The organism is Mucilaginibacter sediminis, from assembly GCF_051903035.1.
Taxonomy (GTDB): domain Bacteria; phylum Bacteroidota; class Bacteroidia; order Sphingobacteriales; family Sphingobacteriaceae; genus Mucilaginibacter.
This window is the reverse complement of record NZ_CP170602.1, coordinates 281,948-295,660: the sequence shown is the minus strand read 5'-3', so window position 1 is coordinate 295,660 and position 13,713 is coordinate 281,948. Positions and strand designations below refer to the sequence as shown.

Sequence of the window (13,713 nt, the reverse complement as noted above, 5' to 3'; positions counted from 1 at the left end):
TGGTAATTGGTGGATACTGTTAAAATCGGCATTTCAAAGACACCGAATTGAAGTTATATTCCGGGGGGTGAAACTAAAGCAACTTAAAAAAATGGAAGGGGTAGGGATGAATAAAAATATAGATCAAATGTACAAGCCTATATAATGAGTTATAAATAAAGCCATTAATAAATTGCATTAACTCCCCGGCAGTTGTAGGATATACTATGAAGTTTGCAATGTGCTGCCTTCTTTTATCCAACACTCCATTTTGCAATGAGCTTGCGGATAAATTTCAATAATATCTCTTGAACCGTATTCATTTGTACCCTATTGACAAGGGTTTAAAAATACGTTTCCAGCCTATAGCTCTATTATTGCTTTAATTACGCCGATCACCGGATCAAACCAGCTTTCAAACTCTTCCAGTACCTTATCAAATTGTACACAACATGTAATGCAATCAAACGGTTACACCCAGCCTTTTTTATGGATGCAATAACATGTTCAAAATCTTCCCGCTTAACATTCAAACTACTCATTAAAGTGGCTTCATGCTTGTGAAGTTCGGGGTGGCTCACACCGATATCTTCTTTTTGCGAACCAACCAGTAAATACTTTGCTTCATGCGCCCATATAATGAAACCCGGTATTAATTGCTTTTAAGCTGCCGATGGCATCTACTGTCATTTCAGGCATATCTCCTTTCGTTATTGCGGCCAGTCGCAATGCCGCATCCGCTGTCGATACGTTTATAATATGATCTATCTTCAGTCCATCCCTGCAAAATTCAAGCCTTTTTGTGTTAAGGTCCATGTCAATTACTTTAGCGTCAGTAATGCGGGCATTATTCCATTATTCCGCGGCCTATTGGTCCGCTCCTATAACCAGTACATGTGCACTTGGTTTTACACCATCCGGCCTATTCCCATATGTTCATTGTTAGGAGCCGCAGCCAGCGACTGATCGTAATGCACATCAGCCTTTCTCAGCTTTATTTGTACAGGGGCAACGGAATGACTTTGCCCGTCGGTTTGCGCTAACCCACAGGCAATTGATAGCCTGGAAAAATCAATTTCCTTGCCCCCTCTTAACCAGTTGACTTTATTTCATTAAAAGCCGCCGGATACTAAAGGTGGTCAGTATAAATCGGCCAACGAGAGTCAAATTATCTGTGCTTTATCCACGTAAAGGGAATATTTTGAGTGTTTACGTAAATTTAAAAGCCCGTAAATCAAATGATTCACAGGCTTTTAATGTGTTTTGAGTAAGTTATCAGCGGTGAGGGAGGGATTCGAACCATAGTATGTTTATAACTAAAAATCAAGCATTTACAATATTTTCTTTGCACGTTGCCATGATTTTGTCGCGAACTTGAAAATACCACAGAATTACGCCTAAACCACTCTCCTATTTATATCATCAGTTATCAACTGCCCGAGTCTGGACAACCCGAAACACCCTGTAACTGTAAATCGTTTTCTTAGGTTAAAAGTATGAAAAAGAGATTTAATAAGCAAATCAGGCTGTATTTAGTACTTTAAGATGGGGAACTTGTCTGAAGTCAACATTTCTGGACCAATATTTTTTTGGTAATAAGATCTCCTGATAAATTGAGGTTCATAACCCTAAGGTCGGCAGTTCGATCCTGCTCCCAGCTACTACAGCAAGAAAGTAAAAAAATTTTTACTTTCTTGCTTTTTTTTCGACCATAAACTACTGTGGATCAATAATATATCAGCGATAGCTTCATTAAGCAAAACAGTTCAAAAACGTGTTCCATCGAAGTATAATTTTTGAGGAAAAATATACATAATTAGCTGTCTTTTACCTACTGCATCATATTTCTTATACAATAAAAGCAGCTTTAAAACGCAGGAAACGGCATTTTTAAGCATTCTTTCAATCTTGATGGCCCCCGAAACTACACCTTCAAGCTGAACTTCGAACTGCCTGATTTTTTGATCACAATCCGATTTAAATTTTCGGTATTCATCCGCATCTATTTCACCTGAATAATATTTATTTCTCGCATTGGTTAGTTTGATGACCCCAAAACGGGTTTAACGCAATTGCTTATGCAATACGGAAAGCGTCGATACAAATCGGGTTAGTATCGGCACTCTGTTTTTTTACGGGTTTTATGTTATTCATTTGTGCCTTTAAAGCGCATCATAGCACATGACCAAAAAGGTGATTTTCTTATTTTTTAGCTGCCTGATAAGCTGGACGACAGCATTTTCCCAGGACAGCCTGAGCGTTGTTAAGTGGGATCTGCAAACCTGCCTGGACTACGCCCAAAAAAACAATATCCAAGTGAACAGCGCCCGGCTAAGCCAGCAAACCAGCCAGCAGGAACTGATACTTTCCCGGGTCTCTGTTTTACCCAATTTGTATGGCTCGGCCACCCAATATGTCAATCATTATCACAACGAAGCGGCTTATGGCTCCGGCAACTACGGGCTCTCGTCATCCTGGACTCTTTACCAGGGCGGCTACATCAAAAGCGACATCCAGCAAAAGAACGTGGAGGTGGAGCGTGCCAACCTGAACATTCTGCAACAGGTCAATGACCTAACCCTGCAGATCACCCAATATTACCTCAATATTCTGCTGGACAAAGAAACCATCATTTACCAGCAAAACGTAGTCGCTACTTCACAGGCTCAGGTAGAACAGGCAAAAAAACGGCTGGATGCCGGCAGCATAGCACAAAAGGACGTTGCCCAGCTTTTAGCCCAATTAGCGAACGATAAGTATACACTGGTTACTGCCGAAAATGCGCAGCGGCAAGATCTGATCAGCCTGAAACAGCTCCTGCAACTGAGCGCTACAACCTTCGATGTGATCACACCGGATACCATCATTTCTAAAAAGGCGGTAGATAACCTGATTGGCGTACAGCAAACAGCCCTTAAAGACCGCCCGGAAATAAAGAACAGCGAGCTGAATGTAAAATCGGCCGAATTTGGGCTGCAAAAGGCCAATTCCGGATACCTGCCCACGCTTACTGCCTCGGGCTTTGCCGGCAGCAGCTACCGGGGCGCGGGGAGCGGTTATTTTAGCCAATTAAGCAACGGCTTCAACCAGCAGGTTGGCCTTACCCTGTCCATTCCCATTTTTACACGTAAAGTTAACCAGGTGAACCGGGCAGAAGCGAAGATCAGCATCGATCAGGCGAAGCTCTCGCTAAAAGACGCCAAAACAACTCTCACCCTTACCATTGAAAAGGCTTACATCAACGTGATTAATTCACAAAACCAGTACGATGCGGCTGCTGAGGCTTTTAAATACAATCAGGAAACTTACCGTGTTGCCAACGAGCAATTGAAAGTAGGTATTGTAAACATGGTAGATTTCCTGCAACAAAAAAGCTTGTACACGCAGGCCCTTCAGCAATATATACAGGCTAAATACAACGCCGCCCTTACCATAGAGATCTACGAATTCTATAAAGGCACTCCTGTTAAACTTTAACCGCGCACCATCATTATGAAAAAAAATACAAAAAGAACGCTCGTTATCGCTACCATCGTCATAGTGGTTGCCGGTATTTGGTTCATTACTACCAAAAAGAAAGAAAAGCCGGTTGCACTGCCTACCGAGGTGCCTACCTATGGTTACATTGCTCAAACAGTTACAGCAACCGGTACCATTCAGCCTGTAGATACTGTAGCAGTAGGTACCCAGGTATCGGGCATCGTTAAAGTGATCAATGCCGATTTCAACTCCAAAGTAAAAAAGGGGCAACTTTTGGCGCAGCTGGATAAATCGCTTTTGCAGGCAACGGTCGATCAGGCCGGCGCTACTTTGCGCACTCAGCAAAGCCAGCTGGTTTATAACCAGAATTTTTATAACCGGCAAAAGCTGTTGTACAGCAGCGGTTCGATCAGTAAACAGGATTATGAATCGGCTTTGAATAATTTTAATTCGTCCAAAGCGGCGGTCGATAACGCGTCGGCAGCACTGCGCTCTGCTGAAAAAAATCTGTCTTATACAGATATCTATTCACCAGTAGACGGTGTGGTGCTTTCACGTAGCGTCAGCCTCGGCCAGACTGTTGCGGCCGCATTCAGTACACCAACGCTTTTTGTGATCGCTAAAGATATTTCAAAAATGCAGGTTCAAGCAGATGTAGACGAGGCCGATATCGGCAATGTAAAAAAGGGTAATCGGGCAAGTTTTACCGTGGATGCTTATATCGATGATGTGTTTAAGGGAACTGTGTCCGATATTCGTCTGCACCCTAAATCCACCTCTAATGTGGTGACTTATACCACCATCATCTATGCTCCAAACGATAGCCTGATGCTTAAGCCCGGGATGACCGCCAATATCAATGTTTATACCAAAGAGGTAAAAAACGCGCTGATGGTCAGTTCCAAGTCGCTGAACTTTGCGCCCGATTCCTCGCTTAGGAAACAATTTACTTTAAAACCAATGCCGCAGGCTAATGCCGGTAACGCTGCCAAAGGGCCGGGTAAGCTGGGAAGCGTATGGCTCAAAAAAGGGAAAGACCTGATACAAACGCCGGTTCGCTACGGGCTTGATGACAATACCCACGCCGAGATCCTGTCGGGATTATCTGTAAAAGATACCGTCGTATCATCGCTCCCTGTTCCTGTGCAGGCGGAAACAGGCACATCTATTCTACCAAGCCCGGGCGGCGCTGATAAAAACAAAAAGCCGTAATGAAAAAGATCTTAGAGTTACATGATATCATGCGGGAATTCCAGATGGGGTCGGAAATTGTGCGGGCACTCAAAGGCGTAAGCTTTGATGTATTTGCCGGCGAGTTTGTGACCATTATGGGCAGCAGCGGCTCGGGTAAAACAACCTTGCTGAATACCCTGGGCTGCCTGGATAAACCCAGCAGCGGAACTTACCTGCTTGATGGCGTATCGGTGCGTGAGCAGAGCCGGGATCAACTGGCCAAGCTTAGGAATGAAAAAATCGGTTTTGTATTTCAGGCCTATAACCTGTTGCCGCGTACCACAGCCCTGGAAAATGTGGAACTGCCACTATTTTATAACCCAACAGTAACGGCAGCAGAGCGCCGGGATCGGGCAGCGGCTGCTCTGCAAGCTGTAAAACTCGGCGACCGGATAAATCACATGCCCAACGAAATGTCGGGTGGTCAACAGCAGCGTGTGGCGATTGCCCGTGCGTTGGTGAACGAGCCGGTGATGATCCTTGCCGACGAAGCTACCGGCAACCTGGATACCCGTACCTCTTATGAAATTATGGCTTTAATGCAGGACCTGAATCAAAGCCAGGGCAAAACTATTGTTTTTGTGACCCACGAACCTGATATCGCCGCTTTTAGCAGTCGTACGATTACCCTCAGGGATGGCCGCGTAGTGAAAGATCAAATTAACCAGCAGGTACGTTCAGCCAAAGAGATGCTGGCGGCCTTACCCGAAACCGAAGATTACCACGTATGAAATTATTCAATCTGATCAGGCTCGCACTACTGGCCCTGCAGCGCAACAAGCTCAGGGCCGTGCTGACCATGCTGGGTATCATTATTGGTGTGGCGGCCGTGATTACCATCGGGGCTATCGGGGCTGGCTCCACCGCCAGCGTACATAATTCACTCGCCGGCATGGGCTCTAACCTGGTGATGGTTATGCCCAACAGCAATGCGCCGGGTGGTGCGCGTTTGCAGGGCGCCAACGTGGAAACACTGACTGAGAAAGACCTTGATGCCTTAAAAAAAGAAGCTACTTATATTAATGCCATATCGCCCTCATCCCAATCCAAAGGACAGGCAATCAATGGTTCGCTTAACTGGCCGACCACCATAGAAGGCGTGAACCAGGACTATCTTACCATCAAAAACATATCGCTCAAAGACGGTAAAATGTTCAGCGACCGTGATGTGCACACCTATGGAAAAGTTTGCCTGCTGGGACAAACCGTGGTAGACAATGTTTTCCCAAAAGGTGTCGATCCGGTCGGCAAGATCATCCGTTTTAACAAGATCCCCTTCCAGGTCATCGGTATACTGAACAAAAAAGGGCAAAATACCTTCGGGCAGGATCAGGACGATATTATCCTGGCGCCCTATACCACCGTTCAGAAACGGATCATCGCATCCATCTATTTCGGCAGTTTTAATGCGTCGGCGAAATCTGAAAACCTGTCACAGGCCGCTGCCGATGAAATGGAAAAGATACTCCGTAAAACGCACCGTCTCCGCCCGAGTCAGGACAATGATTTTACGGTGCGTACACAGGCAGAACTCATACAAACCCTGAGCTCGATCACCACGCTGCTGACCGCGTTACTGACCGCCATAGCGGCCATATCGCTGGTCATTGGAGGGATTGGCATTATGAATATCATGTATGTATCGGTAACCGAGCGTACCAAAGAGATCGGCCTGCGCATGTCGATCGGTGCGCGCGGAAGGGATATCCTCAATCAATTTTTAACAGAGGCCATTATCATCAGCGTTACCGGAGGGCTCATCGGAATACTAATCGGCGAAACCCTGGCATTTGTAATCGCTAACGTGCTGCACTGGGAACCTATTATTGATAAAACATCCATTATGGAAGCATTTGGCTTTTGCACACTGATCGGGGTTTTCTTTGGCTATTACCCGGCCCTTAAAGCTTCCCGGCTCGACCCGATAGAGGCTTTGCGATACGAATAAATCAATCAAATAATTACCAATAAACCCTAAAAACCATGAAAATTAAAAAACTGATTCTCGCTCTAATGGCTATGGCCATCGTAACTTTCGTTTATGCAGCAACTGATATCAGCGGTCATTGGAAAGGTTCCGTCAATGATCAAATTGAGGTTGCCTATGATTTCAAAGTGGACGGACAAAAGTTAAGCGGCAGTACGAAAGGCCCTGACGGGAACACCGTTCAATTAACTGATGGCTGGTTCAAGGACGACAGCCTTGCCTTTACTCTGCCCATCATGGACCAGCAGTTTAAAATGACCGGCAAAGTAAAAAACGCTGACCAGATCGTACTCTACATGAAGGGCGGCCCAATGGGCGATATGAGTTATGTGATTAAAAAGGCCAAATAAATTCAGGAACCGGGCTGACGCCAGCTTTTCATAAAATTGCCGAATGCCTCCCGGTAAGGTTCAGATACCGGGATGGCAGCCCGGCTAACCTGCACGGATGCTTTGGTTACGGCGGTCACTTTATTTTTGGCCACGATAAAGGAACGGTGCAGGCGCACAAAGTGGGTGGCGGGCAGTTTCTGCTCCATTACTTTTAAGGCCATCAGCGTCAGCACCGGCTTGGCCTGGTCTTCCAAAAATATCTTGACATAGTCAGCCATGCTTTCCACGTAAAGGATTCGCGCTATATCAATGCGTACGAGTTGGTAATTGGAATATACATGAAGGTACTGCGGCTCGTGATCCTGTTCCAATAGTGTGAAATATTCCAGTGCGCGGTTGGCGGCTCGGGTGAAATCAGCGAAGCTGAAAGGTTTTAATAGATAGTCCAATGCGGCAAGCTTGTGCCCTTCCAGCGCGTACTGATCAAAAGCGGTTGTAAAAACTATCCGCACCGACCGGCGGGTGTCACCACGGTCAATCCTACCGGCAAACTCCAGGCCGTTCAGGTCAGCCATCTTAATATCTAAAAAAACAAGCTGTACTTCAGGATGTTCATCCAGAACGGTCAGGGCCTTTATGGCACTGGCGCATTTATCAACCAGTTTTAAAAATGGGGTTTTAGCGACGTAAGCGGCGATCATCTCTAAAGCCACCGGCTCATCATCAACGGCGATACATTGAATGGTCATGTCAAAGCTATTTGAAGTTCGATCCTGAATTCCTGAAGCTCACGATCTTCTTTAACGGTGAGCTTGTATTTGCCCGGATAGATCAGGTCCAGGCGGCGGCGCGTATTGGCCAGACCGATCCCGCTGCCCTCGTCCGTTTCCTTTGCCGGTTCCGCAAATAAAGTATTACGTACCTCAAAGCGCAGCATTCCCTGGCATAACTTCGCTGATATATAGATATGGCTCGGCTGCACCGTACTGATGCCATGCTTAAAAGCATTCTCTACAAAAGGTAATAGTAGCATCGGTGCCAAAGGGGCATTAACCGGGAATTCGGGCCGGTTAAAAAAGACCTGAACATGCTCAGGCAGTCGCAATTGCATTAACTGGCGATAACTGTCGATAAGGTGTAGCTCTTTTTCGAGGGTAGTTGATTGCTGTCGGGTATCGTATAAGACATAGCGCATCATATGAGACAGCGTGTAAATAGCTTCACGGGCCCGGTCTGTATCAATCTCGGTGAGCCCGTAAATGGTATGCAATACATTGAAAAAGAAATGCGGGTTGATCTGTGAACGTAAAACGGCCAGTTCGCCTGCGATGCGGTCGTTCTCCAGCGTTTTTTCTTTCAATAGGTCGGCCTGTATTTTTTGGGTGACCGACATGATGATAGCAACCCCGATAACGATCATGGTAATGATCATGATACTGAGGTCTCCCACGGGTGTATAACGATCGTCAATCGGAGGGTGTCCCGGCGCAAACCTGTGGAGCAATCCCGGCAGGTCTATCAGTTTATCGGCCTGGTGGTTTATTACTGGCGCGGCGATGCAGATCAGGAAAACGAGCAGTGCGAAAATGCCACCGCGGTTGTTATAGAGCAGTTTGGGTATAAGCACCCGGAGGTGGAGGTAAAACACCCCCACCATGGCGGCATATAGCGCTAATTGCTTGGTCCAGATCTGTACGGGTAGGGAAGCGGTAATCGTTAACGGGATACATGTAAAGACGAGCAACCCCAGTAGCACAGCAAAGTGTACAGAAAAGATAATAGACCGCAAACGGGTAATTTTAACAAGAGATACCACAGCTACAAATTACCGGCTTTTAATTCCAAATCCAAAGTCAGCTAATTCTTGATATGGATATTTCTACCGGAACATATCGCCTTTCTGTCGATACTCTTTTTTAAAGAGATTCCTAATTCCTTATTTGCAGCAGATGACTTACAGACAAACCAGTAAAGATAAGGCGAAGGAATTACAGGCCAGGCGCCGCATATGGCGGGCTTTTTTTGTTCTGAAGGACCCTATAGATCCGGATTCCTTCATCTCACAATTGAGAAAATCTGATTTGACGATCGAGCGCAGCCAAGTATACGATACGTTCGCTTTACTAATCGAATATGGTTTTGCCGACCGCAGACATAATGAAAATATAGGTATGACTTTTTATACATGCCGTTGATCAAGCATCTATTTGATGAATAATATAATAAGATGTGTAAACTTTCTCTTTGTCATCTTAAGAACTTTTAATTTTTACATTAAAAGCCGAGAATACCACTGAGTAAGTGATAATATATTACCCTAATTTGAAGCCACGCTAATCAATAGTTTGAAGATCTGATGAGATTACGTAATAGTGCGGGAGGTGTTTACATGTAATTCTAACCACATGATTGTCATAGCGGTATCGTACGCCCAAATCCAATAACCATTGAAAATCATTCGGTATTGCTGGAACTGTGTCCAGATGAAAGCGTTGATGCTTCGTGATATCTAAGTGAGCGATATAACAACTTTAAATGGTTAGTTCAAGCTTGATCTATAATTAATCGATATGTGGTACCTGATAGCCGATGATAAGCAAAAAAACTTACTTATCATGGGACGTCATTAGTGTCCATTAAAAAATAAAAATTGTTCTTTGAAATCATTGATAGTCTATTAGTTAAATGCTCATTTAGCGCGTGACGATTTGAATTGATTAGGTTAGTCGGTCAACCGACAAAAATGAATCAAGGTAAATACGTTTTCTCGCAATTATCAGAGTTTCTTCCCCAACGTGTATTTGATGGGATTGTAAAGAAGTATGACGGGGATAAGTATGTAAGGCACTTTTCCTGTTGGAACCAGTTGCTCTGTATGCTGTTTGGTCAACTTACAAACCGAGATAGCTTACGTGATCTGATCATTACGTTGGAAGCCCATAGTAAAAAATCATATCATTTAGGTCTTGGAAAAAGCGTGACCCGAAGTAATCTTGCCAAAGCCAATGAAAACAGGAACAGCAAGATATTCGAGGAGTTTGCTTATCACGTGATCGGCATCGCCCGGAATAAACGCGCTAATGAAGATTTTGAGATAAAAGGCAAGATATATGCGTTTGATTCGTCCACCATAGACTTGTGCCTAAGTGTATTTTGGTGGGCAAAGTTTCGTAAAACCAAAGGGGGAATAAAAATTCATACCCTTTTTGACATTACAACACAGATTCCAGCCTTTATACACATCACTTCAGCTGCGGTAAATGACATGAATGCTATGGATTATATCACCTATGAAGAAGATGCTTACTACATTTTTGATCGTGGTTACGTAGATTTTTCCAGGCTGTATACCATTACTCAAAGAAAGGCTTACTTCGTGATCCGTGCTAAATCGAGTTTAAAATATCGAAGAATATATTCCAATAAGGTTGATAAACCCACCGGAGTGCTATGTGATCAAACAGGTAGATTGACCGGCTTTTACACTGCCAAAGATTACCCGGAAAAATTACGCAGGGTAAAGTATTACGATAAGGAAAGTGATAGGACATTTGTTTTTCTGACCAATAATATGGAAGTAACAGCGGCACAGGTTGCACTTCTTTATAAAAACCGTTGGCAAATAGAGCTATTCTTTAAATGGATAAAACAACATTTAAAGGTCAAGTCCTTTTGGGGAACCTCTGAAAATGCGGTTCGTATTCAGCTCTATTCAGCAATTATCGCCTACTGTCTTGTGGCAATAGTCGCCGAAGACTTGAAAACCGGTCGTTCAACCTACGAAATGTTACAGGTAATCAGTATATCGTTACTGGATAAAACTCCTGTAAATGAGCTGCTTAAAAAGATAGACTACAAAGATGTCAAAGAACTAAATTGTAACCAACTGTCACTCAGCTTATTTTAAGTGGACAGTCATGATGGGACGTGATTAATCAATCGAAAGTTCCCCCTTGTCTATATCTGATAAAGGTACCATAGAAGCATAAGATTTACGAATTTTCGATTAGTTTATCAATTCGGCTTAAACGTTCCAAATCTTCCACAAAGCGGGTCGAAAATCTTTCACTTTCGGCTACTACAGCAGGGAAGTGAAAAATTTTTCACTTCCCTGCTTTTTTTCACCCGTAAACTACTGGTAATCAAGAAGATTTTAGCGACAGCCTCACTAAGCAAAACAGTTCGAAAACGTGTTCCATCGAAGTATGATTTTTGAGGGAAAATATACATTACCAGCTGTCTTTTACCCACCGAATCATATTTATACAATGAAAGTAGCCTTGAAACGCAGGAAACGGCTTTTCTAAGCAATTGTTCTATCTTGACAGCGCCCGAAACCGCACTTTCAAGCTGAACTTCGAATTGTCTGATTTTTTGATCGCAATCCGATTTAAAATTTCGGTATTCATTCGCATCTATTTCACCTGAATAATATTTATTTCTAGCATTGGTTAGTTTGAGATTGACTGTCTGTATCAGGGCGATAATATCTTTGCGCTTACCAGCTACATGGAGATTCCGAAAGCCTTAATCAGGCAATTCCTGGCCATTCGGAGCACCAATTTGTGTAGATTGGAGATAAAAAGGCATCTTTATCTTCAGTTGTTTAACATGATCAAAGCGTAACAGAATTGTTTACGCTATATTTCCGGAACCTGATGGTCGATGGCCCCGGAACGTCCACCTTCAGCAATACATTCATACTCCAGACCAGGACCAGCTGGCTGGATAACGACCTGGTCATTCCAGGGCAGGTATACCGGCTGCTCGCAGATCAAGGGGCGATCAGCCATCGCCGGACCCTATTGTAGCAGGTGGTCAACCGTAAAAAGCTTGTCTATTCATTACCTGAATTTTGCCTTCATCTTTAAGAATTGCCGTTCAAAACCATAATAGGATAAAAAAGCCACCAGGAATAAAGCGGGAACGTTGACCAGCGGGGAGTCGCTGTACCTAAATGTATGGCCCCAGGGCTGCCGGTACAAAAAAATCTGCTGCCAGATATACAGGCTGTAAGACAAAACGCCAAGCCTGGCCAGCATTTTCATTTTTAAGATTTTGCCCAGGAGGTCATCCGGGTTAGTAACCACCAGGTAAATGACCGCAGCGATCATCACGGATGAAACCAGTGAAATCAGATACCCGGAGCCTCCGACCATCCAGCCGGAAAGCCTGACCGCCATGGCTGTGGCCAGCAGCGGTAAACTGACACAACGATTTAATTTAACGGCGGCTGACTGCGGCCGGCCTTTAAACATCAGGACCGATAGCAAAGAACCGGTCAGGATCGAGGTAGCGCCATTTTCCAGCAGCCCGAGCAGCAGATGGATAAATTCAAAAAGCAAATGATGGGTGGATAACCAACCGGCCTGGCTGACAGCAGCGTACTGCAATACCGGGACGAGCAAAATGACCGCCATGGCAAGCCGGGTGTACACTTTCAGATTGTATACCAGTACAACAGGAAAAATCAGGTAGAACTGCCCTTCGACCGACAAAGTCCAGAAATGCCCATTGAACCAATTGGATATATAGTTCAGCTGAATATTCTTCACGTATAACGCGGCGGCCATAAATGAACCGGCCGAAAGCCGGAGGTCAAACAGGTAATGACATAAAAGCAATACCGCCAGGAACAAATAGGCGACCGGCAGGATTCTTAGTGCACGCCTGATATAAAACCGTCTGAGGGATACGCTTTCTTTTTTCACTTTCTCCCTGAGCAGGAGCGCCGTGATCAGGAAGCCGCTTAATACAAAAAAAATTTCCACACCCCCGCTGCCTAATGCGGGCATTGCCAGCCTGGTGTCTAACAACAGGTGATCAAGTAAAACCATCAGGATGGCGACGCCCCGCAGACCATCGAGCCCGGGAACATAGGGACTTGCCAAAGCTTCGGGAATTGCGATTTTGTCTTGTACAGGAAGCATGTCCAATAATACGCATTTCCGCCGGTTCCACTTCAGACCGGAACGGTGAATCAGCTAAAAATCCGCTAATCTTTTACGAAGCCGCAGTGGGGTGCCCCCTCCCGGTACCTTAAGGCGATCACTTAAACAATAATTGATCAAACACCGGTGCCCGGCAGTGCATCCCGTTCCTGCGCTGCCTGTTTTCGCTGAACAGCCGGATCGCTTCAATCGTTCGCGGAACCAATCAGCCGGAATTGACAAGCAGGCATTGCACAATAACCATGAAACAACATAGCCAGGCATTTTTTGGTCATCAACCATCGTTGCGCCCAAAAACTTCCGTCAACCGATCTGTCGCATAGAAAATAATATCAGGACCTCCGACGGGTATCGCTACTGTCGAAATAACCGGCAATTGATTCTACAGGCTCCGCTCCTGCTGTCAATATAGTTTTCCCTATCGGACTAATTATATCAGATCAGCGCAGCAAGTCTTTTACGCGCCGAACAACTTCAGGTTAAAGCCGGTTATCCTGCGGGCACTCGCCGCCGGGCGCCAAAACCTGATCACCAGGCATTTGACCACGAGGGGGCCGGCCCCTGCCAAGCTGTACCGTTGCAAAAACCGCGGCTAATAACACCAGGTATATAATCCCGGTATCCAGCGGGCAATTGTTATCCAGCGGGTCACTGCCGCCGCATGGCTCGTCAATGCCCTGGGCAAACGTCGTCAGGGAAAAAACTAAAATAATAATCGTTGGCCATATTTTTTTATACATCATATTCACTT

At 45.0% G+C, this 13,713-nt stretch carries 13 protein-coding genes; 7 read left to right on the top strand and 6 right to left on the bottom strand.

The window, feature by feature from the left end:
• Positions 1-603: 603 nt before the first annotated feature.
• Positions 604-795 (bottom strand): hypothetical protein, encoded by a 192-nt coding sequence (locus ACFGVS_RS01135; protein WP_439697114.1) that lies wholly within the window; start codon positions 793-795, stop codon positions 604-606.
• A gap of 1,365 nt (positions 796-2,160) precedes the next feature.
• Between ACFGVS_RS01135 and ACFGVS_RS01130 the strand changes: the two genes are divergently transcribed.
• Genes ACFGVS_RS01130 through ACFGVS_RS01110 form a run of 5 tightly spaced genes read left to right on the top strand, consistent with a single transcriptional unit; the run spans position 2,161 to position 7,029 of the window.
• Positions 2,161-3,456, top strand: a complete 1,296-nt coding sequence (locus ACFGVS_RS01130; protein WP_439697113.1) for a TolC family protein — start codon at positions 2,161-2,163, stop codon at positions 3,454-3,456.
• 15 nt (positions 3,457-3,471) lie between these two features.
• On the top strand, positions 3,472-4,671 hold the full coding sequence (locus tag ACFGVS_RS01125) for an efflux RND transporter periplasmic adaptor subunit (RefSeq protein WP_439697112.1): 1,200 nt from the start codon (positions 3,472-3,474) through the stop codon (positions 4,669-4,671).
• Positions 4,671-5,423: an ABC transporter ATP-binding protein gene (locus tag ACFGVS_RS01120; protein ID WP_439697111.1), complete on the top strand. Its 753-nt coding sequence runs from the start codon at positions 4,671-4,673 to the stop codon at positions 5,421-5,423. Before ACFGVS_RS01125 ends, ACFGVS_RS01120 begins: the two co-directional genes overlap by 1 nt.
• Positions 5,420-6,640 carry an ABC transporter permease gene (locus ACFGVS_RS01115; RefSeq protein ID WP_439697110.1) on the top strand — a complete coding sequence of 407 codons (1,221 nt, stop codon included), beginning with the start codon at positions 5,420-5,422 and terminating at the stop codon, positions 6,638-6,640. The genes ACFGVS_RS01120 and ACFGVS_RS01115 overlap by 4 nt, the downstream gene beginning before the upstream one ends.
• Before the next feature lie 35 nt (positions 6,641-6,675).
• Positions 6,676-7,029, top strand: a complete 354-nt coding sequence (locus ACFGVS_RS01110; RefSeq protein WP_439697109.1) for a hypothetical protein — start codon at positions 6,676-6,678, stop codon at positions 7,027-7,029.
• A gap of 2 nt (positions 7,030-7,031) precedes the next feature.
• Here the strand turns inward: ACFGVS_RS01110 and ACFGVS_RS01105 are convergent, their stop codons facing one another.
• Both ACFGVS_RS01105 and ACFGVS_RS01100 read right to left on the bottom strand, forming a co-directional pair.
• The gene (locus ACFGVS_RS01105; protein ID WP_439697108.1) at positions 7,032-7,760 is read right to left on the bottom strand and encodes a LytR/AlgR family response regulator transcription factor; all 729 of its coding nucleotides are present in this window, start codon (positions 7,758-7,760) and stop codon (positions 7,032-7,034) included.
• On the bottom strand, positions 7,757-8,461 hold the full coding sequence (locus tag ACFGVS_RS01100) for a sensor histidine kinase (protein ID WP_439697107.1): 705 nt from the start codon (positions 8,459-8,461) through the stop codon (positions 7,757-7,759). The genes ACFGVS_RS01105 and ACFGVS_RS01100 overlap by 4 nt, the downstream gene beginning before the upstream one ends.
• Before the next feature lie 27 nt (positions 8,462-8,488).
• Between ACFGVS_RS01100 and ACFGVS_RS01095 the strand changes: the two genes are divergently transcribed.
• Both ACFGVS_RS01095 and ACFGVS_RS01090 read left to right on the top strand, forming a co-directional pair.
• Positions 8,489-8,680, top strand: coding sequence for a hypothetical protein (locus ACFGVS_RS01095; protein WP_439697106.1), 192 nt, complete (start codon positions 8,489-8,491; stop codon positions 8,678-8,680).
• Between the two features lie 1,074 nt (positions 8,681-9,754).
• Complete coding sequence (locus ACFGVS_RS01090; RefSeq protein ID WP_439697105.1) at positions 9,755-10,918, top strand: IS4 family transposase; 1,164 nt, start codon at positions 9,755-9,757, stop codon at positions 10,916-10,918.
• Positions 10,919-11,626: 708 nt separating this feature from the next.
• Here ACFGVS_RS01090 and ACFGVS_RS01085 read toward each other — a convergent pair.
• The 3 genes from ACFGVS_RS01085 to ACFGVS_RS01075 all read right to left on the bottom strand — a co-directional run bounded on the left by ACFGVS_RS01085 (position 11,627) and on the right by ACFGVS_RS01075 (position 13,705).
• Positions 11,627-11,755 (bottom strand): hypothetical protein, encoded by a 129-nt coding sequence (locus ACFGVS_RS01085; RefSeq protein ID WP_439697104.1) that lies wholly within the window; start codon positions 11,753-11,755, stop codon positions 11,627-11,629.
• Positions 11,756-11,855: 100 nt separating this feature from the next.
• Complete coding sequence (locus ACFGVS_RS01080) at positions 11,856-12,941, bottom strand: acyltransferase family protein (protein ID WP_439697103.1); 1,086 nt, start codon at positions 12,939-12,941, stop codon at positions 11,856-11,858.
• Between the two features lie 500 nt (positions 12,942-13,441).
• A complete protein-coding gene (locus tag ACFGVS_RS01075; RefSeq protein WP_439697102.1) occupies positions 13,442-13,705 on the bottom strand; it encodes a hypothetical protein in 264 nt (87 codons plus the stop codon).
• Positions 13,706-13,713 lie beyond the last annotated feature (8 nt).